The following is a 26,035-nucleotide window of genomic DNA, read 5'->3' as shown; positions in this document are numbered from 1 at the left end:
TACGGGGAACAAGGGCCAAAAGCCGCATCCCAGAGTGAACCTGACATGAACCCGGACTAACGAATGATCCTCAGCCTGAGCTGCTGCTCTTCTTGGGGCCGCCGGACTTGGCGGAGCTGGTCGGAGCGCCCCCCGTATCGCCCGCCGGGGGCACCGGGGCCTTCTCTTCCAGCGGGGTGTTGTTGATCAACGCGTCGAAGACGGCCTTCGACTTGCCCTGCAACAACACCTCGTTGCCGCGGTTGTTCGCCTCTTCGGTGGTGGGCACGGTGAGGAACTTGACCTTGTCCGATTCCATCCCGCGCATCGACTTCGCCAGCGTCATCATCTGCTTGATGCCGAGGTTCTCGCCGAAGGTCGCCTTGGCGAACGCGTCGATGAAGCCGCTGAGCTTGCCGGTGTCGAGGATGACGTCCTTCGACATCACGGTCTTCAGCAGCGCGCCGAGGAAGGCCTGCTGCCGTTTGATCCGGCCGTAGTCCGACGTCGGGTCGCCCTTGACGTGCCGCGCCCGGACGTAGTTCAGCGCCTGGTCGCCGGAGATCCGGACCTCGCCCGCCTGCGGGATGACCATGCCGAGCGTGGTGTCGTCGACCGGCTTCTCGTTGTACACGGTGACGCCCTGCACGGCGTCGACCATCGACTTGAAGCCGTTGAAGTCGATCCCGACGAAGTGGTTCATCTTCATGCCGGTGATCTGCTGGATGACCTTCGTGACGCACTGCGGGCCACCGACCGCGTAGGCGGTGTTCAGCTTCGTGATCTTCTTCGCGGGCGAGGACTCTTCGGAGTAAGAAGACGTCGCCGGGTCCCAGCGCTTGCATTCGGGGCGGTTGATCTCGAGGTCGCGCGGGAAGGACACCATGACGACGCGCTGCCGGTCGGCGGGGACGTGCGCGATCATGACCGTGTCCGAACGGGCGCCCGGGTTGCTTTCCGCGTCGCCGACGCCGTCTTCGGCGGCCGCGCCGTCACGGCTGTCGGAACCGACCATCAGGAAGTTCTCGTCGCCTGTCTGGCCCGCGGCGTCCTGGATGTCGGCCGAGTCTTCGTCGAGCGAGGCGACGTTGTTGAACTTCGCGTCGAACCAGGTCTGAGCGCCCCACGCGGTGCCGATGGAGAGGAACACGAGCGCGGCGACCACGGCGGCCGTGATCCGCCCTGCCTTGGCCGCCTGCCTGGTCTTGCGTTCCTTCTTCTCCTGCAAACGGGTCTGCGGAGAGGACTGCTCGACGCTCTCGGCCGGTTCGGCGTCCGTGGTCGTGACCACTCGCTGCAGTGCCGTGCGGGTCTGCTCCAGCAGCGCGGCGGGACGCGAGGCGAGCCGCTCACGGCGTTCGCGCTTCTTGGCCTCTTCGGCCTCGAGTTCGTCATGCGCGGCGGAGAACCGGGCGAGCGTGTGGTCGATCTTGCGTTTGGTGATCGTCGCGTCGTCGATCGCCTCGAGCTCGTCGGTCATCGTGAGCCGGTCCATCTCGGACCGCGGCGGGACGCCGGGCGAGGGCGGCGGGACCGGCGCCTGCTGGGCCGGTCGTTGCGCCGGGCGGCGAGGACGGCGCGGCGGCGCCGGTACCGCGGGCTGCTGCTGCGCACCCGGGTTCACCACCGGCGGACGGCGCTGCGTCGGTGCCTCGGGGCCGGGCGCGGCCTGCGTGGCGCGACGCGGCTGGCGTGCGCGAGGCGGGCGCGGCGTCTGGGCGGGCTGCGGGTTCCGCGGCGGCGTCTGGGCCTGCGGCGCGGCGGGATCGACGGCGCGAGGCGCGGGCTGCGGGGTCTCGACGGGGGCGGCCGGACGCGGACGACGGGGCGCGGGCGCCTCCGTCCTGGCCGCGTGCGGACGGGGTCTCGGCGGCTCGGGTGTCGGCTCGTCCTGCCGGAGACGGCGCGGAGCAGGGGCCTCGGCGGCGGGGTCGAAGGTCGGGCGTTCCCCCGTGTGACGTGCGACGACGTCGGAAACGCTGATCCCGCCGTGGGTTTCCATCGAGCGTCGTCGGCCGCCACGGCCGCGCTCACCGGCGCTCCTGTCCGTGTGGCTGTGGCGACCGGTCCCCGGGTTGTGGTGCTCGTCGGGCACTCGGTCTCCTTTCATCACTCGGTCGAAGCTCTTTCGTTATCGTACGGACACCTCGGGTTCGTGACGACAACCATCCCGGAATTTTCTTCACCCAAGGTACCGATAAGCGCCGAACGGTCCATGCGATCGGGTGAGCGGTCCTGGTTAAAGCTGCGTTAAAAGGGAGGATCCGTCACGCAGAGTATGACCGTTAACCGAGTGAGTGGCTAGGTGCCCGTGGACTCCGCGGTGTTCATCGCACGGGGAATCATCTGCGACGATTCCTTATCGTGATAGGCCACTTTGTTCCGGCCTGCCCGTTTCGCCATATACAACAAAGTGTCGGCGCGACGCAACTGTCGTTCCGGTTCCACCGTGCGATCCGGTTGCGCGTGAATCTCGTGCGCGAGTCCGACGCTGATCGTCACCGAGAGGCCGGGCCGGATCCGCCGCCACGGATGACGCGCCACCCGGATACGGGCGGTGTCGGCGATGCGCACCGCGCGGGCGGCGTCGACGTCCGGGATGACGAGCGCGAACTCCTCGCCGCCGTAACGGGCGCAGAACGCCTCGGGCGGAAGTCCTTGCTGGAGCAGGTCCGCCACTTCGCGGAGCACCCGATCGCCGACCAGATGCCCGAAAGTGTCGTTGACACCCTTGAACAGGTCGAGGTCGACCAGCGCGATCGCGATACCCGGCGGGCCTCGGTGTTCGACGGCCGGGCCGTGCAGCCATTGGTCGAGGTAGCGGCGGTTGTAGCTGGACGTCAGCGTGTCCCGCAGGCTGCCGGCCCGGGCGAGGTCGAAGGCGGATTTGAGGTGGTGATAGGCGCGTCGCCAGTCACCCTGGGTGGCGAGCACTCCGGCGATCGACTCGTGAAGGCTGAGCAGATCGGTGGTCGGCGCGCCCGGTGGGGGCGCGGCCTCGTCGTCGGCTACCACGTCCACCTCCGCCACGAATTGGTTTTCGTCGTATAGGAGGGATCTCTTGAGGTGTGAGTACGGGCCAAAATGAATTTCGCTCAAGAGGACGACGGTTCGACGGCATTGTCACGCACCGAAGTGCCGTTCTATAAGGACGAAAAGGGCTCGACGTCTTTGAGCTGCGAAAACTGATCCTTCGCCCAGTAACTCACGTCAGTCACATCATCATTCAGCAACAGTGCGTAATCATTCCAGCTCAGCCAGCGCCAGTCGCCGACCTCGTCCGGATGCGGTTCCGGATCTTCGTCGACCCGAGCGACGAAGACCGGGCAGAACTCGTTCTCGACCACGCCTTCGAACGCCGGCGTCCGGTAGCGGTACGCCGGGAGGACGCACCGCAGGCCGTCCAAGCGGGGCAGTCCGAGCTCGAAGGCGGCGCGGCGCCGGACGGCCTCCTCGATGGGTTCACCCGGTGCGGGGTGCCCGCAGACACTGTTGGTCCAGACCCGCGGCCACACCTTCTTGGACGCGGCGCGGCTGGTGATCAGCAGGGCCTGGTCGCTGCTGCGCAACAGATAGCAGGAGAACGCCAGGTGCAGCCGGGTGTTCTCGTGGTGCGCGGCCAGTTTGGGCGCGGTTTCGCCGGTCGGCTCGCCGTCTTCGGTGACGTAGACGATGCGTTCGGTGTCCACTTCGGTCGTGTTGTTCACCGGACCCACTGAACCAGCAGGCTCGCTGTAACCGGTACCGCGACCAGGGTTACCCCTGTTAGTGGGACGATAGGTGCTCCACGAGCAAAGAAGTGACGGCCTCGGGCGCTTCTTCCACCACCCAGTGGGAGACGTCCTCGATCATCTCGAAGCGGTACGGGCCGGTGACGCGGTTCGCCGTGTCGAGTGCCGCGGTCGAACCGAAGGCGGCGTCCTCGGTGCTCCAGATGTAGAGCGTCGGAACCTCGATGGGCCCGATCTTCCCGCCGGGTCGGCCTGCGCGGTACCAGTTGAGCGCCGCCGTCAGCGCGCCCGGTTCGGACAGTCGCTGGATGTACTCGTCGACCTTGCTCGGCGGCACCTTCCAGTCGAACATGCGGCGCAGCGCGTCGGCGTTGTTCTCGAGCATCCGCCGTTCGGTGACGCGGGTTTGCCGCCATTCGGTCATGTACCCCGAACGGAGATGCTGGTCCTCGTCGGTCTTCATGGCCTCCGCCAGCGCCGCCGGATGAGGCGTCGAAACGACGGTGAGGCTGCGGAGCCTGCCGGGATGCGCGTCGGCCGTCCACCACGCGACAGCGCCGCCCCAATCGTGCCCGACGAGATCGAATTCGTTCCACCCCAAGCGATCCGCGATCGCGATGACGTCGCCGACGAGATCGTCGATACCGTATTCGGAGGCCTGTTCGGGCCGGACTTCCGGCGAGTAGCCGCGCTGATCCGGTGCCACCGCGCGATATCCGAGCACACCGAGCGTCGCGACCTGGTGCTCCCATTCCACCGCGGCCTCGGGAAACCCGTGCAGCAGCAGGACGGGACGGCCGTCTTCGGGACCCGCCGCGATGGCGTCGAAGGAACCGGCCGCGGTGGGGATGCTCAGCTGCTCGATCACGACGCCGACTTTACGGGCCCTCGGTTTCGGCCGGCCGGCGAGGGATTGACGCCGAGTGTCCGATTCGCATCCAATGATCACCGCGGCCGATCTTCGGCCGCACTGGGGAAACTGGGGTAATACATGTCGAACAGTTGGAGGCGCCGGTGTCGGTCGCCGGGGTGTGTGACGGGAATCCTGGCTGTCAGCTCGGGCCGTATTCCAGCCTGAGCAGTTGCCAGATCGAGCAGAGCAACATGGCCCGGTACTACACGATCACCATGCGGTGCTTCGAGGTCGACACCATGCAGTGGAAGTTCGCCTACAAGACCAGGGGCACCTGAGTCGTGAACGAAGACGCTCTCACCGGCACGGCCGGTGGGAGCGTTTTTCGTTGCCTAGCCCCCGGAGTGCATGTCCTCGGCCTCGGGGACGCAGTCGTCGTCCGGATCGTCGAGCCAGCCGTGCGGCAGCGTGACCTTGCCGGGTGAACCCTGCCGCCCGCGCGGCCCGTCGGCGTTGTCGGGGAACGGCGCGTCGTGGTCGAGGCGGCCGATGAGGTCGTCGAGTTCGGTCAGGCCGGACACCATCGCGAAGCCGCGGCGCAGTTCGGAGCCGACCGGGAAGTTCATGAAGTACCAGGCCATGTGCTTGCGGAGGTCGCGCAGGGCCTTGGTCTCGCCGTCGTGCTGGATGAGCAGCTCGGCGTGCCTGCGTAGCACCTTCGCGACCTCGCCGAGGTTCGGCGGTGTCGGCAGCGGGCGCCCGGCGAAGGCCGCTTCGAGCTCACCGAACAACCAGGGCCGCCCGAGGCAGCCGCGTCCGACCACGACACCGTCGCAGCCGGTCTCGTCGACCATGCGCAACGCGTCCCCGGCCGAGAAGATGTCGCCGTTGCCGAGCACCGGGATGGTGGTGACGGCTTCCTTGAGCGCGGCGATCTTCGTCCAGTCGGCCTGACCGGAGTAGCGCTGCGCGGCGGTGCGCGCGTGCAAGCTGACCGCCGATGCGCCCTCGGCCTCGGCGATACGCCCGGCGTCGAGGTAGGTCAGGTGGTCGTCGTCGATGCCCACGCGGAACTTGACCGTGAACGGCACGCCCGCCTCGGCCGCGGCCTTCGCCGACTCGCGCACGATGTCCGCGAACAGCTTGCGCTTGAACGGCAACGCCGCGCCGCCACCCTTGCGCGTCACCTTCGCGACCGGGCAGCCGAAGTTGCTGTCGATGTGGTCGGCGAGACCCTCACCGGTGATGATGCGGACGGCCTCGGCCATCGTCTTGGGGTCGACCCCGTAAAGCTGCATGGACCTGGGCTTTTCGTTCTCGCCGAAGGTCATCATGTGCATCGTGCCGGGGTGCCGCTCGACCACCGCGCGGGCGGTGATCATCTCGCAGACGTAGATGCCCGCGCCGTACTCCTGGCACAGCTGCCGGAACGCGACATTGGTGATACCCGCCATGGGAGCGAGCACGACCGGGGGATCGACCTCGTAGGGGCCGATCTTCAGGCTGGGCTTGCTCAGGGTGGCTGTCACGTCCTCCATTGTCGCCTGTGGTGTCTGTCACTCGCAGGTGGGCCGGTCATCCGCCCTTTGTTCATGCTGTCAGGGTCGGTCCCGTCGATGGAGGTCAAGCGAGAGTTCGGGGCGCGAAGGCGATGCTCACAGTTCCTCGGCCATATACGCGGCCTCGATGACGGACCGGCCTTGTGTCGAACCAACTCCCTCTACACGGACGACCCAGAACCGCCCGTCACGTACCGCCGTTCCTCGGTAGGTCTTCATTCGGTCCAATCGGTGAGTCCCGCCCTGACCGTGTGGATTTTGGGACATCTGACGTCCTGAAATCCACACAGTGGCCGAGTTTTCACTTGACCCAGGCAACCTTGCGGCAACGCACCTGCCGTCGTCACTCGATATGGCGACGGGAACTCGCACCTGGCAGCGGTGGGTACCCCAGTGCCGGTGCGACGGCAGGAAAGAGGCCGTTCTCTCTGCTTGCAGAGCCTGGTGATGGAGCTCCACGCCCTCGACGTCAGCCATTGGGTCGCTGAAGGCCGCACCGCCCAGCTCGACGCTCGCGACGTGCGCACCGTCCAGCAAAGTCGTTTTTCGCTGCCTCGAGGCGCCACGTTTCGCGTTCGGCACGTTCGCGCTCGTAGGCACGCGTGCCTGACCTCGGAAATACGTAAGGCCAGGGTCCCGATATTCCCCGGGTGCACCTGGCCTTGCGACTCGTGGGCACCCACGGCGCCAAACTCCGCGTCATCCGAAACTGCTCGGACGGCATGTTCAGGATAGCTCATGAGCGCACGTCGCCCGACCCTCGATTTCGGTAACTTCGCTTCCATGAGCGTCCGGACCAGACTCGACGACCTCTACGCGCGACACCTCCGCGCCCGCCTCCTCCAAGGCCCGCTGCCCCGGCACATCGGCGTGATCATCGACGGGAATCGCCGCTGGGCCCGGCAGATGGGCTTCGAGGACGTCCGCGAAGGTCATCGGCACGGTGCCCGGCACATCGCCCGGTTGATGGAGTGGTGTGAAGGCCTCGGCGTCGGGCACGTGACGGTGTACCTCGCCTCTGTCGACAACCTGACGAAGCGCGCGTCGCCGGAGATGGCGTTCTTGATGCGGGTGATCGAGGACGTCGTCCGTGACCGGCTCACCGCGCCGGGCGCGAACTGGCGCGTCGAGGCCGTGGGGCGTCTCGACATGCTGCCGTCGTCCACGGCCGAGGTGCTGAAGCAGGCCGAAGAGGACACTCGCGGTGCGACGGGACCCGAGCTGACCCTCGCGATCGGGTACGGAAGTCGCGAGGAGATCGTCGACGCCGTCCGGGATCTCGTGCTCGAAGGGGCGGCGGACGGCAAGTCCCTCGCCGAGATCGCTGAGACGGTTTCCGTCGACGCGCTTTCCTCGCATCTGTACACGGCGGGCAGTCCGGAACCGGACTTGATCATCCGGACCAGTGGCGAGGTCCGGCTCTCCGGGTTCCTGCTGTGGCAGGCCAAGGACGCCCGGCTGTATTTCTGCGACGTCAACTGGCCCGGTTTCCGGTACATCGACCTCTTGCGGGCGCTCCGGATGTGGGCTCGATCTCGATGATCTTGCAGGTCGCGACCACATCGTCACCTCGATTGAGTAGTGCTACGGATCCTTTGGCGGCCTTCAGGCCGCATGCTGTTCGCCATGACCACCGATGGGGATGTGCTCCTCAGGCTCGCCGGGGAGATCGACGACCTTGGGGCCCGCCTCGCGCGGGTCGGTACCGAGCTGCGGACCGTCCGGACAGTGACGGCGCCGGAACAGCCGGCCACGCCCGCGCCTGAAGCACCCGCGCCTGAAGCACCCGCACCGCAGGCGCCGGAGCAGCCCCCGGCGCCGCAACAGCAACAGCAACAGCCGCCCCAGCCGCAGGTCCCGCAACAGCAACAGCCGCAGGTCCCGCCCCGGTACTTCACGCACCCGCAGCACCCTCAGTACCAGGCCCAGTACCAGCAGGCCCAGTACGCGCAGTGGCAGCAGCAACAGCAGCAGTATCGCCGGCCGCACCCGCCGCAGCAGCCGTATCGCGCCCAGTACCAGCCGGTCCCGCGGGTCAGCCTCGGCGAGAAGCTGAGCAAAGAGGGCGCCGGAAGCAGGCTGCTGGCCTGGATCGGCGGCGCGGTCACGTTGCTCGGCATCGTGCTGTTCCTCGTGCTCGCCATCCAGCGCGGCTGGTTCGGCCCGGTGCCGCGGGTGATCGGGGGCGCCGTCCTCGGTCTCGCGCTGGTCGGGATCGGGCTTCGCCTGCACCGCACCCCGGCGGGCCGGACGGGCGCGTTCGCGCTCGCCGCGACCGGGATCGGGGCGTTGTACCTCGACGCCATCGCCGCGACGACGATGTACGGCTACCTCCCGGCCTACGCCGGTCTCGCGATCGGGCTCCTGATCGCGGTCGGCGGGTTGCTGCTGGCCGTGCGGTGGAAGTCTTCGCTGCTCGCGACGGCCGTCGTACTCGGCTGTGTGGTCTGCGCGCCGCTGATCACGCAGGGTTTCACTCCCGAACTGGTCGCGTTCCTGCTGGTGGTCCAGATCGCCTCGACGCCGGTGCAGCTGCGCCAGTCTTGGCCGTCGGTCGCGGTCGCCGCCGGGATCCCGCCGCTGGTCGCGTCGGTCTTCAGCACCGCGTTCACCGGCTTCGGCGGCAGCACGGCCAACACCGCCGCCGCGCTGGCCGCGGGCGCCGTCGGCCTCGCGCTCGCGCTGATCGTCACCACCAAACGTCCCGGTGACGCCGCCGCGCTCGCCTTGCTCGCCGTCGCGCCGGCGCCGTCGTTGCTCGCCGCGCTGTTCCTGCCGAAGACCTCGGCCGTGCTCGTCACGGCGTCGGTCGCGCTGGTGCTGCTCGGGGTGTGGGCGGCGGGCCAGTGGCTCAACGGCTGGACGGGCGACCTCGCGGGCGCCGCGGGGCTCCTCGCGGCCCTGCAGACGACGATGACGCTCTTCGACGGCAGCGCCCGCTCAGCGATCCTGATCGGCGAAGGAGTCTTGCTCGCTCTGGTCGCGCTGTGGACGAAGAAGCATGTGGCGCTCGCCGGCGGGCTGGTCTTCGCCGTGATCGGCGGACTGATCGCGCTGGCCTTCGACGTTCCGCCGACGCTCTTCTTCCTGATCCGGAACCGGCCGGACGCCGACCTCGCCGCCGCGTTGCTGGTGGCCGTCGCGATCCTGGTCGTCTCGATCACGCTTCCGTGGGTGGCGCACCGGCTCGGACTGTTCAAGGCCGCGTCGGAGAACGTGGTGCCGTGGCTCTTCGCCGGGGTCTGCGCGCTCTACGGCGCCGGCGCGATGGTGCTGTGCGGCGCGCTGCTGGCCGTCCCCGGCCGCTCGGGTTTCCTGGTCGGCCACGTGGTGATCACGGTGTCCTGGACGGTCGCCGCGCTCGTGCTGCTCATCCGCGGCATCGCGGTGGTCGGCCTGCGGGTGACCGGTCTGGTGCTGGTCGGCGCGGCGGTGCTGAAGCTGGTCCTGTTCGACCTCTCGGCGCTCGACGGCCTGGCCAGGGTCGCCGCCTTCCTGCTCGCCGGTCTGGTGCTGCTCGGCGCCGGGACGCGTTACGCGAAGCTCGTCGCGTCTCGCTGAGCGGACGAGGAAGAAATGCCGGTGGGGCGTGGTTGGTCGCTTTATGAGCTACCAACCCGACCCGAGACTCGCCGAGCGGGCGAAGGAGAAAGTCGCCTGGCTGACCACCATCAGCCCGAAGGGCAGACCTTCGCCCCGCCCGGTGTGGTTCGTGCTCGACGGTGACGACGTCATCCTCTTCAGCAGGCCGGACACGGCGAAGATCCGGCACATCGAAGCCAACTCCGAAGTCAGCCTCCATTTCAACAGCGACGAGTACGGCGGTTCGGTCCTGGTACTCGGTGGCAAGGCCGAGATCCTGCCGGACGGTCTCGCGTCGGAGCAGCCGGGCTTCCTCGGCAAGTACGAGAAGCACTACCCCGCGATCGACTACGACGTCCCGAAGTTTGACAGGGAGTACAACGTCCGGATCAGGATCCGGCCGGAACGCACCTGGGGGTTCTAGAAACCGACCGTCACACAGGCCAGCCGGGCACCCGCCGTCCCGGCGTGACCCGGGTCGGTGTGCGTATGCGTTTCGTGGATCACGATCGAATTGGCCCGGCGGTCCGTGAACGTCCAGTCCACTTTGGACACGGAGGCGCCGCGGCCGGAGGCGTCGGTGGTGAGGTCGAGCCAGATCTCGTTGCGGGGATTGGCATAGGCCGGATCCACCGAGGGTTTCACCGGGTCTTCGACGTTCTGGTAGTGCGGGCCGGCGAGATCGCCGGTGGCGCCACACGGTTTGGTGTGCGCGTGCGCGCCGTATTCACGGTTGGGCAGCAGGCCGGTCACGAGGACCGCTGTCGAGGTCCCGTAGGCCTTCGAGGTCAACCCGAAGACGTGCGCGCGGGCGCCGGGCGGGACCAGTTCCGGTTTGTAGATCGTGAGGCCGCTCTTGGCGGTGATGACGTGCACGCGGGATCCGGGGGAGGCGGTGGCCGGCCCGGCGCCGGAAGTAAGGGCCAAAGCGGCCGTGGACAGGACTAGGGCTAGCACGGGGACGGGGCGCATGTCCCCTTGCCTAGTCCGCACGAATCGGACACGCCAGACCGGTCACTCGGTCGGGCGATCATTCTCAAACTATGAGCATAGTGCGCGCGTCAGCGCGTCCGTTGAGGGCGGCGGCGGGGGCATGGATGGAAGGACAAGTGAGTAGCAACCCTCCGGATCGCACTTGGCTGGTCGCGGTCGCGGCCGCGCTTTGGGGCACAGACGGACTTCTGCGGCTTCCGCTCGCCGAGGCACTCCCGGCGGCCACGGTCGTCTTCTGGGAGCACTTGCTGGTGGTGGCCGTCCTGAGCCCGCTCGTCCCGGGAGCCTTCCGCGCGCTGCGCCGGGTCGGGCCGCGGGAATGGCTGGCCGTACTCGCCATCGGCGGCGGTTCTTCCGCCCTCGCGACGGCGATGTTCACCGCCGCCTTCAAAATGGGCGACCCCGTGACGCCGTTGGTGCTCCAGAAGCTTCAGCCGGTTTTCGCCGTTCTGGCGGCATATTTCGTACTCCGTGAGCGGGTCCGCCCGGGGTACGCCTTCTTCGCGATCCCGGCGCTGCTGGGCGCTTGGCTGCTGGCGTTCAAGGATCCGCTGAACATCCAGGTCGCCGCCGCGAAGGCGGCGCTGCTGGCGATCGGCGCGGCCGCGTTGTGGGCGGCGGGGACGGTGCTCGGCAGGCTGCTCTCCACCGAACTGGCGCCGAAGGAGGTCACCACCCTGCGCTTCACCGTCGGGCTCCCGGTCGCGGCGGGGATCGTGGCGTTCCAGGGCGGCGGGTTCGCGGTCGGCTGGGACAACGCGCTCGGCCTCGTCCTGCTCGCGCTGGTCCCCGGTCTGCTGGCGCTGAGCCTCTACTACGTGGGCCTGCGGTCGACCCCGGCCGCCAGGGCGACGCTGGCGGAGCTGGCGTTCCCTGTCACCGCGGCCGTTATCGGCGTATCGTTCCTGAACGCGCATTTGTCCGGTACCCAGTGGCTCGGCCTCGCCGTCGTGGTCGTATCGGTGACTTCGCTCGGCTGGCATGAAAAGGTCAGGCGTCAACCGATGGTCTTGGAGCCGCCGCATGGTCGAGCACACCGGAGAGACGAAGAACGAGCGCCTGACCCGCAACGTCAGTGAACTCCTGCAGGAGCTCCGGGTCGCGCAGGCCGGTGTCCAGATCCTCTTCGGGTTCCTGCTCACGGTGGTGTTCACCGACGAGTTCCACGAGGCGAGCGGGTTCGAGAAATCCGTTCACCTGACGGCGGTCCTGCTCACGGTCTGCTCGACGGTGCTGCTGACGGCGCCCGCCGCGTGGCACCGGCTGCTGTTCCGCACCGGGAACCGTGAGCGGATCCTCACCTACGGCAACCGGTCCGTCCTGATCGGGCTCGCCTGCCTCGCGGCCGCGATCACCACGACCGTCGCGCTCATCGCCAAGGTCGTCTTCGGCCCGATCGCGATGACGATCCTCGGCGTGGTGACGGCGGTGCTGTTCGTCGTCATGTGGTTCGTGGTGCCGAAGCTGATCGACCGCAACGGCGATTGATCACGGCGTGTCCTACGGCAGGCCGAACGCGGCCCGCGACACCGTCCCCGGGTCGTCCGGGCTCGCGCCGTCGATCACCCGGCGGGCACCGACCCACGAGAACATCGCCTTGACCGAACGCGAGTAGCCCGCGCCGTCCTCCGCGACCCTCCGGTCGAGCACCCGGTACCCACCGGGAGTGCGTTCGACGCGGTAGACCATCGGCTGACGGCGGAATCCGCCGAGCGTGACGAGTCCGTCGCCTTCCTTGGCGACCTCGTCGCAGTTCGCGACCAGGCCGATCTTGACCTGATCGCCGTCCGGGCGGGTCTCGATCACCTTCTGCGTGCACACCCAGCGGATTTCGGCGCCGCCGGAACCCGAGTTCGCGCGCAGATGCTCGTCGATCGGCGGCAGCGCTTCCCTGGCGACGGTTTCGTCCACCGTCGGCATCTCGTCCACGATCCACCAGGTGGCCGCGGCCACCACCACACCGACCCCGGTGAGCACGGGCCAGCGTTTGACGTTCCCCATGTGACGAAGCTACCGAGCGGAGCAAGTGTTCATCCGCGGTTCGGGACGCGTTGCCTCCGCGACCGTAGGTTGCGGCCGTGAACGACTCCTCCAGACGGACCTTCCTGCGCGGTGCGGGCCTGCTCGGCGCCGGTGCGGCGGTGTCCGCGTTGCCCACGCTCGGTGCCCCGGCGGCTTCCGCGTCCTTCGGCCATCACGGCCCCGACGCCGAAGACGCTTGCTTCACCCTCGCTGTCCTGCCCGACACCCAGTACCTCTTCGACGCCGACCGCGGCGATCCCGCGCCACTGGACGCCACGCTGCGGTACGTCACCGGCGGCGACGAGAACATCGTGTTCCTGGCGCATCTCGGCGATCTCACCGAGAACGGGCAGCAGGGCGAGTTCGACCAGATCAGCCGGTCTTTCCAGCATCTCGACCGGCGCCGGTTCCCGTACAGCACGCTGGCGGGCAACCACGACATCGAGTCCTCGACCGACGACCAGCGCGGCCGCACGCCGTACCTCGACGCGTTCGGCCCGCGGCGGCAACGGGGTTCGCGGACCTTCCGCGGCGCGAGCCCGGACGGCTACAACAGCCACCACGTGTTCCGCGCGGGTGGACGCGAGTGGCTGCTGCTCGCGCTCGACTGGCGGCCGTCGGCGGGCGGGCTGGAATGGGCGCGGTCGATCCTCGCGCGGAACCCGCGGCTCCCGGCGATCCTGACCATCCATGAATTGGTATGGGCCGACGAGGCCGGTCAGGCTCGGCTTTCCGAGTTCGGGCAGAAGGTGTGGGACGAGCTGATCGACGGGAACGACCAGATCTTCCTGACGCTCAACGGCCACTACTGGCCGCCTGGCCGCGCGGTGAAACGCAACAAGGCGGGCAACGACGTCCACCTGCACATCACCAACTACCAGGACCGCTACTACGGCGGCAGCGCGATGATCCGGCTCTACCGGTTCGACCTCACGCGGAACGTGATCGACGTCCGCACGGTCTCGCCGTGGCTCGCCGATCAGGCGCCGCGGCTGAACGAGTTGCAGCGGCAGGAGATCGAACGCACCGGCCCGGCGGACTACTTCAGCCTGGAGGTCGATTTCGACACGAGGTTCGCCGGTTTCGCCCCCGTCGCGGTCCCGCCCGCGCGGCCCGCCGAACGGCAGCTGATCCGGGGGACCGTGGCGTACTGGCGGTTCGAAGGCCGTGACGGCGCGCCCGTCAGCGCTGTCGATGGTGTCCGTGACCTGTCCGGCAGGGGGAACGACCTGGTCCGCGTGACCCTGCCCGGCAGCGCCGCCGAAACGCTGCGCTTCTCCGGTGAGTTCTCCGGACGGCAGCCCTCGAGGTCGAGTCTCCGGTTCGACGGCGGCAAGAAACCGGCTCGCGGCGCGTATCTGCGCACGGCGGACTCCGCGCCGATGAACACGGAGACGTTCGCGCGCGGCTACACCGTCGAGGCGTTCGTGAAACTGCCCGAGGATTTCAAGGACGGCAAGCATTCCTGGGCCGCGATCTTCGGCAGGCAGGGTTCCGGCGGCAAGGCGGGCAAGACCGGTGACGATCCCGGCGAGCCTTCGGCCACCCTGTCCCTTTCGGACGGTGCCGCGTTCCAGTGGGCGGTGTTCCCGGTGAACCAGAACGGGATCTCCACCTGCTGGGGCCACGAGCTGACACTGAAGGAATGGATCCATGTCGCCGCCGTCAACGACGGCAGGCGCACGATGCTCTACGTCGACGGGTGCCCGGTGCTGCGGAACCCGAAGACGGCGGCGGCGGGGATCGCGAATCCCGGTGGCTCTTGGCTGATCGGTGCCTACGCCTACGACTCGATCGTCGAGCAGGCGTTCCACGGCTGGCTCGGCGACGTCCGGGTGGTGGGGCGGGCTCTCGACCCGCGCGAGTTCATGCTCGGCTGAGTGGCGCGAATCGTGCGCGGTAATGGCGGGCCGCGGTCCCCATTATCGCGCACGATCGTTTCCGGAGGAATACCGGGTCCCTCTTGACAAGTGGTGGACAATAAAAAATCGGCGCCCAATCGAGAATGCTGATTGGAACGCCGAATACTCAAGTAGTCTAACCGCTGTGAGGGGAACTTGTCAAATCAGGGGTACGACGAGGAATTGCGGTCCGAACGGGAGTACATCGAGTCGCTCTACGAGCGGCTGGACACCGAGCGCACGCGGGTCGGTGAGGCGTATGCCGGTGCCCTGCGGGGAGAAGGCTTCGCGCTCTCCGACAGGGAAGTCTCCGTCAGCACGAAATCCCGCGAGATGGCCAGGCTGAGGATCGCCGACGAAGGCCTTTGTTTCGGCCGTTTGGACGCCCTTTCGGGCGGGCGGACGTACGTCGGCCGGATCGGCCTTTTCGACGAAGGGAACGACTACGAACCTTTGGTGCTGGATTGGCGGGCACCGGCGTCGCGCGCGTTCTACTGCGCGACGGGCGCGTCCCCCGAAGGAATGTCTCGACGTCGTCAGTTCCGCACCCTCGGCCGCCGGGTCCTCGATTTCACCGACGAGGTCTTCGGCCGTCCGGAATCGGCGGGGGAACGGGGTGACGTCGCGCTGCTGGCCGCGGTCAACGCGCCACGTGGCGAGGGGATGCGGGACATCGTCGCGACCATCCAGGCCGAGCAGGACGAGGTCATCCGCCTCGACCACGCGGGCGTCGTCGTCGTGGAGGGCGGCCCCGGCACCGGCAAGACGGCGGTGGCGCTGCACCGGGTGGCGTATCTGCTGTACACGAAGCGGGAGCGCATGGAACGCCGCGGCGTGCTCGTCGTCGGGCCGAGCAGCGGCTTCCTCGACCACATCGGCCGTGTCCTGCCGTCGCTCGGCGAGACGAGCGCCGTGTTCGCGACGCCGGGCGGTCTCGTCGCCGGGCTGCGGACCGAACGCGAGGATCCGCCGGCGGTCCAGCGGCTCAAGGGTTCACTGGCGATCGTGGACGTGCTCGAGGCGGCGGTGCGGGATCGGCAGGAACTGCCGTCCGAGCCGGAGCCGATCGAGCTCGACGGCGTCACCGTGCCGCTCGACGCCGAGGTCGCGGCGGCCGCGCGCGAGGTGGCCAGGGACAGCGGCCTCCTGCACAACGAGGCGAAGGCCGTCTTCGAACGCGAGGTGGTCTTCGCACTCGCCACACGCGCTGTCGACCGGATCGGGACGGGTTGGCTGCCGAAGGACGACGGGCACACCCGTCCGGAGATGCTGAAGAACCTCCGACACGATCTGGAAGGCAGCTTGGGGCTCGGCGCGGTGCTCGATCGCCTCTGGCCGGTGCTGACACCGCAGCGGCTGCTCGCCGACCTCTACGCCTCGCCGGAGCGGTTGCGGGCGGCCGGGGCCGATCCGGCGCTGTTCCGCGAGGACGCGTCCGCGTGGACGGTGTCGGACGTGCCGCTGCTGGACGAAGCCGTCGAGCTGCTCGGCTGGGACGGCACCGCCGAGCGTCGGGCCGAAGAGCGGCGGCAGCTGGCACGGAAGGAATACGCCGAGCGGGTGCTGGAACTGATCGAGGTCGAGGAGGATCACGACGACTACGAGTTCGCGCTCCGGCCGACGGACGTGGTGAAAGCCGAGGACCTGGCGGAGCGTTTCGCCAAACGCGACGATCGGGATCTGGCCGAACGTGCCGCCGCCGACCGGGAATGGACCTATGGCCATGTCGTGGTCGACGAGGCGCAGGAACTGTCCGAAATGGACTGGCGGGTGCTGATGCGGCGCTGCCCGAGCCGGTCTTTCACCGTGGTCGGGGATCTGGCGCAGCGTCGTTCGCCGTCCGGTGCGCGGTCTTGGGACGCGATGCTCTCCCGGTACGTCGCCGACCGCTGGGTGTACCGGAAGCTGACCGTCAACTACCGGACGCCGTCGGAGATCATGGCGGTGGCGGCTTCGCTGCTGGCGAGCTTCGCCCCGGGTGTCGTGCCGCCGGAGTCGGTGCGTTCGTGCGGTGTGCGGCCGTGGGCCCGCCGACTGTCCGAAGTGGACATAGCGGAGGCCGTCGCGGAGTTCACCCGCGAGGAATCGGGGCGCGAGGGGACGGCGGTGGTCATCGGGCCGCCGGGGGTGCCGGGAGCGATCGCGCCGTCCGCGGCCAAAGGCCTGGAGTACGACGCCGTCCTGGTGGTGGAGCCGGAGCGGATCCTGGCGGAAGGCCCGAGCGGTGAGGCGGAACTGTACGTCGCGCTGACGCGGGCGACGCAACGGCTCGGGGTCTTGTATCGCGGGGTGTTGCCGAAGGTCCTCCGCGGTCTTGATTCCGGGCGGCGGACTCCGGACGCGTATCTGCGCTGTGTCTAGGGGGTGCCAAGGTGTCGTGAGTGCTTTGGGTTGTTCGGATCACCCGAAACACTCACGACCCCCCACCGGGGCTACCGAGTCAGGTTGCCCCAGGCATATGTCTGTTTTGCGAGTTTCAAGTAGACCAACGTCTCGGTGCTGATGACACCCGGGATGGGCCGGATGTCGTCGTTCAGCACACTCAACAGATGTTCGTCGTCGCGGCAGGCGACCTCGGCGAGCAAGTCGAAGCTACCTGCCGTGAGCACGACGTAATGGACGTCCGGCAATCCGGAGAGCTGGTCGGAGACAGCTCGCGGATCGCCTTGGACTCTGATCCCGACCATCGCCTGACGGCCGAGCCCGACGTTCGCCGGATCCGTGACCGCGACTATCTGCATCGTCTCGTCCCGCAACAGTCGTTGGACGCGCTGCCGTACGGCGCCCTCCGACAGACCGACGGCCTTGGCCAGTGCCGTGAACGAGGCCCGCCCGTCGACTTGCAGTAGAGCGATCAGAGTGCGATCGGTATTGTCCAAACCTCTAGGTGTGCGCTGCTCCATCTGCGCGCGTGGTTCGTCACCCATGCCGTCCCTCCCTTTGTTTCGGCATGCGATTCTTGTCGCGCAGCGTATCGATCAATGTCTAGAATGCTACCGCCGTTAAGTTGTTTGTCGCGATTCTCTTTCTCGAAGCCGTCGTGCGAAGGATTCTGTCGCGCGACAGGGAGGGCGCCGAGGTTTTCGGAAGGCGAGTCAGCCGAGGTCGCGTTTCAGCAGGTCTTCCTCGGTTTCGCGCCGGACCAGCAGGGTCGCGGTACCGCGTGAGACGCCGACGACCGGCGGCCTGCCGACGAGGTTGTAATTCGACGCGAGCGAGTGGTGGTATGCCCCGGTGCACGGGACGGCCAGCAGATCGCCCGGATGGACGTCGTCGGGCAGCGCGAGCCCGTCCGCGAGGACGTCGCCCGATTCGCAGTGCCGTCCGACCACCGTCATCGGCCGCCTCGCCGCGCGGCTGCGCCTGCCGATCAGGCGCGCGGTGTACGCCGCCCCGTAGAGCGCGGGCCGAGCGTTGTCGCTCATCCCGCCGTCGACGGCGACGAAGGTGCGCGAACCGCGTTTCACCGCGCAGACCCGGTACACGGTGATACCCGCCGGGCCGACGATCGCGCGGCCGGGTTCGATCGTCAGTTTCGGCGGGGGGAAGGCGTGTGACGTGCATTCATAGGCTAGTGCGACACGCAGACGACGCACATAACCGTCGATGTCGAAACCCGTGTCGCCGGGCAGATAGCGGACGGCGTGCCCGCCGCCGAGGTCCAGTTCCCGCAGCGTGACGCCGTGGGTCTCGCGGAGCCGGACGAGCACCCCGATCATCTTCCGGGCGGCCTGCTCGTAGAAGTCCACACGGGACACCTGCGAACCGATGTGGCAGTGCAGCCCGGCCAGGCGGAGCCCCGGCTGCGCGAGTACGGCGGAGACGGCCCGGCCGAGGTTGTCGCGAACCTCTTCACGCAGCGAGAAGCCGAACTTCTGCCCTTCGGTGCCGGTGGTGATCGCCGCGTGCGTGCCGGCCGCGACGTCGGGTGTGACGCGGATCAGCACTTGCTGCGCGCCGGTGGCGAGCGCCCCGAGCTGTTCGATCTCGTCGAGTGAGTCCACCACGATCCGGCGGACGCCGTAGGACAACGCGGCCTTGAGGTCTTCGGGGGTCTTCGCGTTGCCGTGCAGCAGGATCCGCTCGGCGGGGAAACCGACCGACCGCGCGACCGCGATCTCACCCGCCGAACAGGTGTCGAGTGAAAGCCCTTCCTCCGCGACCCAGCGCAGGACCGCGCGGGTGCAGAGCGCCTTGCTCGCGTACGCCACCTCGGCGTCCGGCAGCGCCCGGCGGTACGCGCGGGCGTTCTGCCGGACCTCGTCCTCGTCGAGCAGGTACGCCGGTGTGCCGAACCTCGCGGCGAGGTGCGAAACCGGCGCGCCGGCGAACAGCAGTTCCCCGCCGGATCCGAGCCGGGTGCTCCGCGGCCAGACCCCCGGTTCGAGGTGGTCGGCGGCCTCGCAGCCGAGGCTGGGAAGGAGCTCGCTGAGCGTCACGGTTACCTCCGCGTCGATCGGTCAGTGCTCCGTCAGCACAACTCCGATCGGCCCGGCGCGGCCGCTCCGGCAACATCTCCCTGACGCCTTCGAGGGTCTCGCTGACGCGTTGTTAACGCGCGAGTAACCCCGGTCACCTCGCGCGCAGCGGCGCCCCGACCTCGTGCAGATGCCGGAGCACGTGTCCGTACGACGCCGCCCAGCCGCATCGCGCGTGGTCGATGCGGCGTTTCGCGCAGAACTCCCGCACGATCACCTCAGCGTGCTTGAGGTTCGGCCGCGCCATACTCGGGAAGAGATGGTGCTCGATCTGGTAGTTGAGCCCGCCGAGGGCGAAGTCCACGACCGGCCCGCCGCGCACGTTGCGTGAGGTGAGCACCTGCTTGCGCAGGAAGTCGAGTTCGTGCCCGGCCGACAGCGTCGGCATGCCCTTGTGGTTCGGGGCGAACGAGCAGCCCATGTACACGCCCCAAAGGCCTTGGTGCACGGCGATGAAGGCGAAGCCGACCCCGGGCGAAAGAACCACGAACACCGCGGTCAGGTACGCGGCGACGTGGGCGAGCATCAGCGCCGACTCCAGCTTCCGCCGCTTGAAACCGCGCTGGAAGATCGCCGTCACGCTCGACACGTGCAGGTTCAGGCCCTCCAGCAACAGCAGCGGGAAGAACAGGAAAGCCTGGTATTTCGCCATCCAGCGCAGGAAACCACGCCGCTCGGTGCCCTGGGCCTTGGTGAAGATGAGCGCGGCGAGGTTGACGTCCGGGTCTTCGTCCTCGTGGTTGGGGTTGGCGTGGTGGCGGGTGTGCGTGCCGATCCACCAGCCGTAGCTGAGCCCGGTCAGTCCACCGTGGACGAAGCCGGTGACGTCGTTCGCCTTGCGGCCGCGGAAGATCTGCTTGTGCCCCGCGTCGTGGCCGATGAAGGACAGCTGCGTGAACATCATCGCGAAGAAAGCGGCGAGGAACAGCTGCCACCAGGAGTCCCCGAGGTGTGCGAACGCGACCCAGCCGCCCGCGAAAGCGAGCAGGTTCAAGACGATCTTCACCGTGTAGTACCCGCGCCGCCGGTCGAGAAGGCCGGCTTCTTTGACCAATTTGGACAGTTCGGCGAAGTCGCTGCCCTGTTTGGCGGGTTGGTCCAAGGGTGCGGTCGCGGTCATGGGAGATCACACCGTTCTGGTTTGGTGAGGTCGGTCGATCCAGGGCCGCGGTCTCCGCTCAGAGTCGCACGCGGGGGAACCGGGCACAATTCACCAAAGCGGCACCATCAGGCATACAGTGAAGGACGTCCAGGGAAACTTTCCCCTAGCGCAGTCCCCATTCTTCGAGGACCGCGGCGACCCGGCCCCGTTCGCCACCGGTCAGCTGGCGGCTCGGCGGGCGTACGTCGGAGCGGCAGAAACCCAGTTGTGCCAAGGCTTCTTTCACGACGCTCACGTTGTTGGCGTTCCCGTCCGCGGCCCGCATCTCTTCGAAGGGCCGGACGCGTTCCCAGCGGGCCATCGCGCCGCGGAAGTCACCGTCCCGCAGCGCGCGGAACAGCTCCAGCGAGAGCGACGGCGCGACGTTCACCAGCCCCGACGTGAACCCGGTCGCGCCGACGGCGAAGTAAGCCGGCGCGGACAGCTCCGCCAGCCCGGCGATCCACACGAAGCGAGCGAGCCCCGCGTCCCGCGCCACCGAGGCGAAGCGCACCGGATCCGGCACGGCGTACTTCACCCCGATGACGTTCGGGGCGGCGTCGGCGAGCCGGGCCAGCCGCCCGCCGTCGATCGACTGGTCGCGCACGTACAGCACGACACCCAGTTCCGGCACCGCCGCCGCGATGGCGCGGTGGTACTCGACCCAGCCCTCCGCCGAGACGTACGGGTGCACCGGCTGGTGGATCATGATCAGCTCGGCGCCCGCCTCCCGCGCGTGCCGCGCCGCGCCGATCGCCGTCCTCACGTCGTGCCCGACACCGGCGACCACGCTCGCCCGCCCGGTCACTGCCTCGACCGTCAGCTCGAGGCAGTGCCGCGCCTCGGCCTCGTCCAGCGCGTAGAACTCGCCGGTGTTCCCGTTCGGCGTCACGACGTCGATGCCGCCGTCGATCACCCGCTCGACGAGCCGCCCGTAGGCCTCCGGATCCACGGCGCCGGCGGCGTCGAACGGGGTGACCGGGATGGCCACCACCCCGGCCAGCCGCCGTTTCCGCTCGTCGAACCGGGAAAGCGAGCCCACTGGCATGTCCGATCTGATATATGATGTGACAGCTCACGCTAGCACGAAAGGGATTCGGGTCAGGCGTCCTGAAAGATGGGACGGGTGTCCAGTTGGAGTCGGAGCGAAGGCGTGACTCGCGTGATCAAAGGCGTGACTCGCGTGATTGGGGACGGAACTCGCGTGTCTGGACACCGCACTTGAATGTGCGGTGTCTGATCACGCGAGTCACGTCCCCGATCACGCGAGTTCCGGGCTTGGTCACGCGAGTGCGGTGCCGGGCTCGGCATCGTCGCTGTCACCCGGGGTTGTCCACACGTGAACAACCTGTGGACAACCCTGTGGCTTGTCTACTTAGGACAGTCCGGCGAGAAAGGCTTCCAGTTGCTCGACGACGAAGGCGTGATCCTCGGCCTGCGGTAGACCCGAGACCCCGACGGTGCCGACCGGCCCCACGCCGTCGACGAGCACCGGGAACACGCCGCCGTGGGCGGCGTACAGATCCGGGTTGAGGCGAGAGTCGGCCTCGAACGTCGTGCCCTTCGCGCGGAACTGCTCGCCGACGAGGAACGAGCTGTGCCCGTAGCGGTCGACGACGCGGCTCTTGCGGTCGATCCACGCGTCGTTGTCGGCCGAGGTGCCCGGCAGCGCCGCGTGGAACAGGCGCTGCCCGCCGCGGCGCACGGAGACCGTCACCGGAAGGGCGCGGTCCCGTGCCGCCGTGAGCAGGTGGATGCCCAGCTTCAGCGCGGTCTCGTTGTCGAATCGGCTGAAGACCAGGCGCTCCTCCTGCGCGGCCAGGACGGCCAGGGTGTCATCGCTCATGACCCCATTAAATCAACACTGTTGTGTAATGGCTACCGAAGTGCGTCCAGGGCGAAGGCGGCGTACATCGCGACGCCGTTGGCCATGGCGTCCTCGTCGAAGACCACCCGGTTCGAGTGGTTCGCCTCGACCGTGTCCAGGTCGGCGTCGGGCGGGCAGGCGCCGAGGAAGGCGAAGGCGCCCGGAACGCGTTGCAGGACATAGGAGAAGTCCTCCGCGCCCATCACCGGGTTCTCCATCACCCCGGCGTTGCGGGCGCCGAGGACCTCGGCCGCCAGCTCCAGCACCCGGCCCGCGACCCGCGGGTCGTTGACCGTGACCGGGTAGCCGGCGACGACTTCGGCGCTCACGCGGACACCGTGCGCGGCACCGACCGCCTCGCACACCTTCGGCAGTTCCTCGCGCACGAACGCCAGCGTCCGCTCGGACAGCGTCCGGATCGTGCCCTCCAGGAACGCCGTCTCCGGGATGATGTTCGTCGTCGTCCCGGCTTCGATGCGGGTGACCGAGACCACAGCGGGCTCGAACACGCTCACCTTGCGGGTCACCATCGTCTGCAGCGCGGTGACGATCGCCGCCGCCGCGGGCACCGGGTCGATCGCCTGGTGCGGCGCCGAACCGTGGCCGCCCCGGCCGGTGACCTTCACGTGGAAGCTGTTCGCCGAGGCCATGATCGGCCCCGGCCGCGTCTGCACGATGCCGGACTCGACCTGGGTGAAGATGTGCAGGCCGAAAGCCTTTTCGACGCGCTCACCGGCGGCGTCGAGCACGCCCTCGTGGATCATGTGACGCGCGCCGTGCTCGCCTTCTTCGCCCGGCTGGAACATGAACACCACCGACCCGGCCAGTTCGCCGGCGTGCTCGCTGAGCAGCCGCGCCGCCGACGCCAGCATCGCGACGTGGGTGTCGTGGCCGCAGGCGTGCATCACGCCGTCGTCGTCGGAGGCGAAGTCGAGGCCGGTGTCCTCCTGGAGCGGCAACGCGTCCATGTCGCCGCGGAGCAGGATCGCCGGACCCGGCTTCCCGCCCCGGAGGACGGCGGTCAGCGACGTGGTCGATTTGCCCTCGGTGATCTCCAGCGGCAGGCCCTCGAGCGCCGCCTTGATCGAGGCCTGGGTCTTCGGCAGGTGGAGGCCGAGCTCCGGATTCCGGTGGATCTCCCGGCGGAGCTCTACGGTTTTCGCTTGGAGCGCGCGGGCTTCGTCCAGCAAACCGGCGAAGCGCGCATCGGGGAGCGTGGGCAGGTCGGTGGGTCCGGTCATGTCTCGATAGTGGCGCATGCGGCGCTTCGGGCGCACCGTGCGTGCGTTCCGAATGCGGGCGGAATACGGTGTGCGCATGGCGGTGCAAGAGCCGATCACGGGGTTCGCGGTGGCCGTGGTGCGGGAGGACGGTCGGTGGCGGTGCAGCTCTCTTGATCCAGGGGCACTCGCCGAACTCGACGCTGCGATCACCGAGCTCGGCAAACTGCGTTCGACCGGTGCCGCCTTCGGGCTGCTGGCGATCGACGACGAGTTCTTCGTGATCGTCCGGCCGAGTCCCAGAGGACCCTCGCTGCTGCTGTCCGACGCCGCCGCGGCGCTCGACTACGACATCGCCGCCGACGTCCTCGACGTGCTGAGAGTCGATCCACCGGACGAGGACGACGAGGCGGTCTGGCCGGAAGGCGATCTGGAGATCCTGTCCGATCTCGGTCTGCCGGGGGCCGAGCTCCAGGTGATCGTCGGCGAGGTCGACCTCTATCCGGACGAACAACTCCAGATGGTCGCGCAGCGGTGCGGATTCGCCGCCGAGTTCACCAAGATCCTGGACGAGATCTGAGCCCCTCCGCCTCCGCCGCCGACATCGCCGCCGTCCAGGCGGCGATCGCGGCGGCGCGGGGTGCGGGCGACGACGTGCCGATCGGCGCGGTCGTCCTGGCCCCGGACGGGACCCCGCTCGCCTCCGCGCGCAACGCCCGTGAGGAACTCGGGGACCCGACGGCGCACGCGGAGATCCTCGCGCTGAGGGCCGCGTCCAAGATCTACGGTGACGGCTGGCGGCTCGAGGGCTGCACGCTCGCGGTCACGCTGGAGCCCTGCACGATGTGCGCCGGCGCCCTCGTGATGGCGCGGGTCGAGAAGCTCGTCTTCGGCGCCTGGGAGCCCAAGACCGGGGCCGTGGGGTCGCTGTGGGACGTCGTCCGCGACAGACGGCTCAGTCACCGCGCGGAGGTCGTCGGCGGGGTCCTGGAGCCCGAATGCGCGGCCCTGCTCGAAACCTTCTTCCACGGGCGGCGGGGTAACCGCACCGGGTGACAGATGTGTCGGTTCCGGCTCGGCGGGTATCCCAAGATCACGCGGCCGCAAACGGCGGCCGCAGTCGAAGGAGGAACATCCGCCATGAGCGTTTTCGACAAGGCGAAGGACAAGGCCGAGCAGGCCATCGGCGCCGCCAAGGAGAAGCTCGGCGAGAAGACCGACAACCAGGACCTCGCGAACTCCGGCCGGGCGGACCAGACCGAAGGTCAGGTCAAGGAGACCGGGCACGACCTGCGCGACCGCGCGGAAGGCGGCGTGCAGGAGCTGAAGGACAAGTTCAACAAGTAGGCCCACACGCAGAAGAGCCGGTCTCCGTGGAGACCGGCTCTTCGCTGCGGTGGCGGTGGGATTTGAACCCACGGACGGTTATTAGCCGTCACACGATTTCGAGTCGTGCTCCTTCGGCCGCTCGGACACGCCACCGCCGAGAACAATACCGGAGGGCTCTCCGGGGCCTTCAGGGGGTCAAGAAAGCTGCGCGGTGATCTCGTCGATCGCCGCCGTCTGGTTCTCGACGATCTCCTGTGCCAGCGCTTTCGTCTCGGCGTGCTCGCCCGAGGACAGCACGGTTTTGGCCATCGCGACGCCGTTGCGCAGGTGTTCGGCCATCAGCGGGAGCCAAGTCTTGTCGAACTCGGCGCCGGTCATGTTCTGCAGCGAGGCGACCTGCCCCGCGGTGATCATCCCCGGCATCGCGTGCCCGGCGTGGCCCGCCGCGGGGAGCACCGCCGCGTTCCACGATTGCAGCCAGCCGGTCATGGTCTGGACCTCGGCCGACTCGGCCTTGACGATCTTGGCCGCGGTGGCCTTCACGTACTCGGAAGCAGACCGTTCCGAGGCCAGGTTCGCGACCTGGATCGACTGCTGGTGGTGCGGGACCATCTGCTGGGAAAAGGTGATGTCGGCTTGGTTGGCGCCGGGGGTTCCCGGTGCCGCCGGTGCGGCGCCCGTGGCCGTCGAGCAGCCCGCGAGCACCCAGACGACCAGTCCGAACAGTGCCATCGGCAGTCGCCGTCGCATCGATACCTCCGTAGTCGTGGGGAACCGGCCCCTCCGCTCTGTGATACGGCTGTGACCTTCCGGCGGTTCAAAATCGGATTAGCCTCCATGGACATGACGGATCCGAAGACCGTGGTGACCGGTTTCCTTCAGGCCCTCGAAGAGCTCGACATCGACCGTGCGCTGAGTTTCGTGGCGATCGACATCGTGTACCAGAACGTCCCGCTTCCCCCGGCTCGCGGCCTCTCGGCGGTGGAGAAGCAGTTGCGCACCATGGCCCGCTACGGCAGCGGGTTCGAGGCGCGCACCCATCACATCGCCGCCGACGGCCCGATCGTGCTCACCGAGCGCACCGACGTCCTCCGGCGCGGGGCGTGGGAGGCGGAGTTCTGGGTGTGCGGCACGTTCGAGGTGCGCGACGGCCGCATCGTGCTGTGGCGCGACTACCTCGACTGGACGACGTTCCTGGCCGCGAGCGCGAAGGGCGCGGGCAAGGCCGCCGTCGCCGGGGCGAAGTCGCTCATCGGCAAGTACCGGGCGCGGCCGGAACTCGGGCGCTGAAGCGAGCGGAAACGACACACCGCCGGTGTACGGGCTCCGTCCTCCCCCGACGGGTCCCGTGCACCGGCGGTGCGCCCCCAGTTCCCCCTG

At 68.4% G+C, this 26,035-nt stretch carries 26 protein-coding genes and 1 tRNA gene; 12 read left to right on the top strand and 15 right to left on the bottom strand.

Annotated elements, in window-relative coordinates; translation table 11 throughout:
* Window positions 1-70 precede the first annotated feature (70 nt).
* From HDA45_RS18725 to HDA45_RS18710, 4 genes are all read right to left on the bottom strand, one after another.
* Window positions 71-1,474: an LCP family protein gene (locus HDA45_RS18725; RefSeq protein WP_184905781.1), complete on the bottom strand. Its 1,404-nt coding sequence runs from the start codon at window positions 1,472-1,474 to the stop codon at window positions 71-73.
* An 806-nt stretch (window positions 1,475-2,280) separates the two neighbouring features.
* Window positions 2,281-3,009 carry a diguanylate cyclase gene (locus HDA45_RS18720; protein WP_184897066.1) on the bottom strand — a complete coding sequence of 243 codons (729 nt, stop codon included), beginning with the start codon at window positions 3,007-3,009 and terminating at the stop codon, window positions 2,281-2,283.
* 113 nt (window positions 3,010-3,122) lie between these two features.
* On the bottom strand, window positions 3,123-3,686 hold the full coding sequence (gene idi, locus HDA45_RS18715) for an isopentenyl-diphosphate Delta-isomerase (RefSeq protein WP_184897064.1): 564 nt from the start codon (window positions 3,684-3,686) through the stop codon (window positions 3,123-3,125).
* 58 nt (window positions 3,687-3,744) lie between these two features.
* Window positions 3,745-4,578, bottom strand: coding sequence for an alpha/beta fold hydrolase (locus tag HDA45_RS18710; protein WP_184897062.1), 834 nt, complete (start codon window positions 4,576-4,578; stop codon window positions 3,745-3,747).
* A gap of 146 nt (window positions 4,579-4,724) precedes the next feature.
* Here HDA45_RS18710 and HDA45_RS18705 point away from each other — a divergent pair, with 146 nt between their 5' ends.
* Window positions 4,725-4,901, top strand: coding sequence for a hypothetical protein (locus tag HDA45_RS18705; protein ID WP_343072101.1), 177 nt, complete (start codon window positions 4,725-4,727; stop codon window positions 4,899-4,901).
* Between the two features lie 54 nt (window positions 4,902-4,955).
* Here the strand turns inward: HDA45_RS18705 and dusB are convergent, their stop codons facing one another.
* Window positions 4,956-6,101: a tRNA dihydrouridine synthase DusB gene (gene dusB, locus HDA45_RS18700; protein ID WP_184897060.1), complete on the bottom strand. Its 1,146-nt coding sequence runs from the start codon at window positions 6,099-6,101 to the stop codon at window positions 4,956-4,958.
* A gap of 804 nt (window positions 6,102-6,905) precedes the next feature.
* Here dusB and uppS point away from each other — a divergent pair.
* The 3 genes from uppS (at window position 6,906) to HDA45_RS18685 (ending at window position 10,128) form a co-directional block, all read left to right on the top strand.
* The gene (uppS, locus tag HDA45_RS18695) at window positions 6,906-7,664 is read left to right on the top strand and encodes a polyprenyl diphosphate synthase (RefSeq protein ID WP_184897058.1); all 759 of its coding nucleotides are present in this window, start codon (window positions 6,906-6,908) and stop codon (window positions 7,662-7,664) included.
* 72 nt (window positions 7,665-7,736) lie between these two features.
* The gene (locus tag HDA45_RS18690; RefSeq protein WP_184897056.1) at window positions 7,737-9,683 is read left to right on the top strand and encodes a DUF2339 domain-containing protein; all 1,947 of its coding nucleotides are present in this window, start codon (window positions 7,737-7,739) and stop codon (window positions 9,681-9,683) included.
* Window positions 9,684-9,726: 43 nt separating this feature from the next.
* Window positions 9,727-10,128 (top strand): TIGR03667 family PPOX class F420-dependent oxidoreductase, encoded by a 402-nt coding sequence (locus tag HDA45_RS18685; RefSeq protein ID WP_184897054.1) that lies wholly within the window; start codon window positions 9,727-9,729, stop codon window positions 10,126-10,128.
* Here HDA45_RS18685 and HDA45_RS18680 read toward each other — a convergent pair.
* Window positions 10,125-10,676: a superoxide dismutase family protein gene (locus tag HDA45_RS18680; protein WP_184897052.1), complete on the bottom strand. Its 552-nt coding sequence runs from the start codon at window positions 10,674-10,676 to the stop codon at window positions 10,125-10,127. The genes HDA45_RS18685 and HDA45_RS18680 overlap by 4 nt on opposite strands.
* A gap of 125 nt (window positions 10,677-10,801) precedes the next feature.
* On the opposite strand from HDA45_RS18680, the gene HDA45_RS18675 reads away from it, so the two are divergent.
* On the top strand, window positions 10,802-11,776 hold the full coding sequence (locus HDA45_RS18675; RefSeq protein ID WP_184897050.1) for a DMT family transporter: 975 nt from the start codon (window positions 10,802-10,804) through the stop codon (window positions 11,774-11,776).
* Window positions 11,721-12,185 carry a DUF6328 family protein gene (locus tag HDA45_RS18670; protein WP_184897048.1) on the top strand — a complete coding sequence of 155 codons (465 nt, stop codon included), beginning with the start codon at window positions 11,721-11,723 and terminating at the stop codon, window positions 12,183-12,185. Before HDA45_RS18675 ends, HDA45_RS18670 begins: the two co-directional genes overlap by 56 nt.
* 12 nt (window positions 12,186-12,197) lie before the next feature.
* On the opposite strand, the gene HDA45_RS18665 is transcribed toward HDA45_RS18670, so the two are convergent.
* Window positions 12,198-12,698, bottom strand: a complete 501-nt coding sequence (locus tag HDA45_RS18665; RefSeq protein WP_184897046.1) for a hypothetical protein — start codon at window positions 12,696-12,698, stop codon at window positions 12,198-12,200.
* A gap of 77 nt (window positions 12,699-12,775) precedes the next feature.
* Between HDA45_RS18665 and HDA45_RS18660 the strand changes: the two genes are divergently transcribed.
* Both HDA45_RS18660 and helR read left to right on the top strand, forming a co-directional pair.
* Window positions 12,776-14,599 carry a LamG-like jellyroll fold domain-containing protein gene (locus tag HDA45_RS18660; RefSeq protein WP_184897044.1) on the top strand — a complete coding sequence of 608 codons (1,824 nt, stop codon included), beginning with the start codon at window positions 12,776-12,778 and terminating at the stop codon, window positions 14,597-14,599.
* A 177-nt stretch (window positions 14,600-14,776) separates the two neighbouring features.
* Window positions 14,777-16,981: an RNA polymerase recycling motor ATPase HelR gene (helR, locus tag HDA45_RS18655; RefSeq protein WP_281400788.1), complete on the top strand. Its 2,205-nt coding sequence runs from the start codon at window positions 14,777-14,779 to the stop codon at window positions 16,979-16,981.
* A 71-nt stretch (window positions 16,982-17,052) separates the two neighbouring features.
* Here helR and HDA45_RS18650 read toward each other — a convergent pair whose 3' ends face one another.
* The 6 genes from HDA45_RS18650 to HDA45_RS18625 all read right to left on the bottom strand — a co-directional run bounded on the left by HDA45_RS18650 (window position 17,053) and on the right by HDA45_RS18625 (window position 23,347).
* Window positions 17,053-17,547, bottom strand: a complete 495-nt coding sequence (locus tag HDA45_RS18650; protein WP_184897042.1) for an Lrp/AsnC family transcriptional regulator — start codon at window positions 17,545-17,547, stop codon at window positions 17,053-17,055.
* Between the two features lie 168 nt (window positions 17,548-17,715).
* Complete coding sequence (gene lysA, locus HDA45_RS18645) at window positions 17,716-19,059, bottom strand: diaminopimelate decarboxylase (RefSeq protein WP_184897040.1); 1,344 nt, start codon at window positions 19,057-19,059, stop codon at window positions 17,716-17,718.
* A gap of 133 nt (window positions 19,060-19,192) precedes the next feature.
* Window positions 19,193-20,218: a fatty acid desaturase family protein gene (locus HDA45_RS18640; RefSeq protein ID WP_184897037.1), complete on the bottom strand. Its 1,026-nt coding sequence runs from the start codon at window positions 20,216-20,218 to the stop codon at window positions 19,193-19,195.
* A 145-nt stretch (window positions 20,219-20,363) separates the two neighbouring features.
* Window positions 20,364-21,287 carry a dihydrodipicolinate synthase family protein gene (locus tag HDA45_RS18635; RefSeq protein WP_184897035.1) on the bottom strand — a complete coding sequence of 308 codons (924 nt, stop codon included), beginning with the start codon at window positions 21,285-21,287 and terminating at the stop codon, window positions 20,364-20,366.
* Between the two features lie 327 nt (window positions 21,288-21,614).
* Complete coding sequence (locus HDA45_RS18630; protein ID WP_184897033.1) at window positions 21,615-22,085, bottom strand: heme-degrading domain-containing protein; 471 nt, start codon at window positions 22,083-22,085, stop codon at window positions 21,615-21,617.
* A 32-nt stretch (window positions 22,086-22,117) separates the two neighbouring features.
* A complete protein-coding gene (locus tag HDA45_RS18625) occupies window positions 22,118-23,347 on the bottom strand; it encodes a M20 metallopeptidase family protein (protein WP_184897031.1) in 1,230 nt (409 codons plus the stop codon).
* 76 nt (window positions 23,348-23,423) lie between these two features.
* Here HDA45_RS18625 and HDA45_RS18620 point away from each other — a divergent pair, with 76 nt between their 5' ends.
* The 3 genes from HDA45_RS18620 (at window position 23,424) to HDA45_RS18610 (ending at window position 24,673) form a co-directional block, all read left to right on the top strand.
* On the top strand, window positions 23,424-23,906 hold the full coding sequence (locus tag HDA45_RS18620; protein WP_221471173.1) for a tRNA adenosine deaminase-associated protein: 483 nt from the start codon (window positions 23,424-23,426) through the stop codon (window positions 23,904-23,906).
* 23 nt (window positions 23,907-23,929) lie between these two features.
* Window positions 23,930-24,382 carry a deaminase gene (locus tag HDA45_RS18615; protein ID WP_184905775.1) on the top strand — a complete coding sequence of 151 codons (453 nt, stop codon included), beginning with the start codon at window positions 23,930-23,932 and terminating at the stop codon, window positions 24,380-24,382.
* 84 nt (window positions 24,383-24,466) lie between these two features.
* The gene (locus HDA45_RS18610; protein ID WP_184897027.1) at window positions 24,467-24,673 is read left to right on the top strand and encodes a CsbD family protein; all 207 of its coding nucleotides are present in this window, start codon (window positions 24,467-24,469) and stop codon (window positions 24,671-24,673) included.
* A 47-nt stretch (window positions 24,674-24,720) separates the two neighbouring features.
* Here HDA45_RS18610 and HDA45_RS18605 read toward each other — a convergent pair.
* Window positions 24,721-24,808 (bottom strand) — tRNA-Ser (locus tag HDA45_RS18605).
* A gap of 42 nt (window positions 24,809-24,850) precedes the next feature.
* On the bottom strand, window positions 24,851-25,405 hold the full coding sequence (locus tag HDA45_RS18600; RefSeq protein ID WP_184897025.1) for a DUF305 domain-containing protein: 555 nt from the start codon (window positions 25,403-25,405) through the stop codon (window positions 24,851-24,853).
* Between the two features lie 93 nt (window positions 25,406-25,498).
* Here HDA45_RS18600 and HDA45_RS18595 point away from each other — a divergent pair, with 93 nt between their 5' ends.
* Entirely contained in the window at window positions 25,499-25,945 is a 447-nt protein-coding gene (locus tag HDA45_RS18595) for a limonene-1,2-epoxide hydrolase family protein (RefSeq protein WP_184897023.1), read from the top strand.
* Window positions 25,946-26,035: the final 90 nt, after the last annotated feature.

Origin of the sequence: Amycolatopsis umgeniensis, assembly GCF_014205155.1 — a bacterium.
In the GTDB taxonomy this organism is placed as follows: Bacteria; Actinomycetota; Actinomycetes; order Mycobacteriales; family Pseudonocardiaceae; genus Amycolatopsis; species Amycolatopsis umgeniensis.
Note: the sequence above shows the minus strand (reverse complement) of the source record. Positions and strands in the feature narration are given on the sequence as shown.

Coding starts and splice junctions, on each gene's coding strand:
- HDA45_RS18625 (WP_184897031.1), bottom strand. CDS start 23,347: ATGACCGGACCCACCGACCTGCCCACGCTCCCCGATGCGCGCTTCGCC.
- HDA45_RS18600 (WP_184897025.1), bottom strand. CDS start 25,405: ATGCGACGGCGACTGCCGATGGCACTGTTCGGACTGGTCGTCTGGGTG.
- HDA45_RS18630 (WP_184897033.1), bottom strand. CDS start 22,085: ATGAGCGATGACACCCTGGCCGTCCTGGCCGCGCAGGAGGAGCGCCTG.
- HDA45_RS18635 (WP_184897035.1), bottom strand. CDS start 21,287: ATGCCAGTGGGCTCGCTTTCCCGGTTCGACGAGCGGAAACGGCGGCTG.
- HDA45_RS18675 (WP_184897050.1), top strand. CDS start 10,802: ATGGAAGGACAAGTGAGTAGCAACCCTCCGGATCGCACTTGGCTGGTC.
- HDA45_RS18690 (WP_184897056.1), top strand. CDS start 7,737: ATGCTGTTCGCCATGACCACCGATGGGGATGTGCTCCTCAGGCTCGCC.
- uppS (WP_184897058.1), top strand. CDS start 6,906: ATGAGCGTCCGGACCAGACTCGACGACCTCTACGCGCGACACCTCCGC.
- HDA45_RS18620 (WP_221471173.1), top strand. CDS start 23,424: ATGGCGGTGCAAGAGCCGATCACGGGGTTCGCGGTGGCCGTGGTGCGG.
- HDA45_RS18650 (WP_184897042.1), bottom strand. CDS start 17,547: ATGGGTGACGAACCACGCGCGCAGATGGAGCAGCGCACACCTAGAGGT.
- HDA45_RS18595 (WP_184897023.1), top strand. CDS start 25,499: ATGACGGATCCGAAGACCGTGGTGACCGGTTTCCTTCAGGCCCTCGAA.
- dusB (WP_184897060.1), bottom strand. CDS start 6,101: ATGGAGGACGTGACAGCCACCCTGAGCAAGCCCAGCCTGAAGATCGGC.
- HDA45_RS18670 (WP_184897048.1), top strand. CDS start 11,721: ATGGTCGAGCACACCGGAGAGACGAAGAACGAGCGCCTGACCCGCAAC.
- HDA45_RS18610 (WP_184897027.1), top strand. CDS start 24,467: ATGAGCGTTTTCGACAAGGCGAAGGACAAGGCCGAGCAGGCCATCGGC.
- HDA45_RS18685 (WP_184897054.1), top strand. CDS start 9,727: ATGAGCTACCAACCCGACCCGAGACTCGCCGAGCGGGCGAAGGAGAAA.
- HDA45_RS18725 (WP_184905781.1), bottom strand. CDS start 1,474: ATGGACCGGCTCACGATGACCGACGAGCTCGAGGCGATCGACGACGCG.
- HDA45_RS18665 (WP_184897046.1), bottom strand. CDS start 12,698: ATGGGGAACGTCAAACGCTGGCCCGTGCTCACCGGGGTCGGTGTGGTG.
- HDA45_RS18640 (WP_184897037.1), bottom strand. CDS start 20,218: ATGACCGCGACCGCACCCTTGGACCAACCCGCCAAACAGGGCAGCGAC.
- HDA45_RS18680 (WP_184897052.1), bottom strand. CDS start 10,676: ATGCGCCCCGTCCCCGTGCTAGCCCTAGTCCTGTCCACGGCCGCTTTG.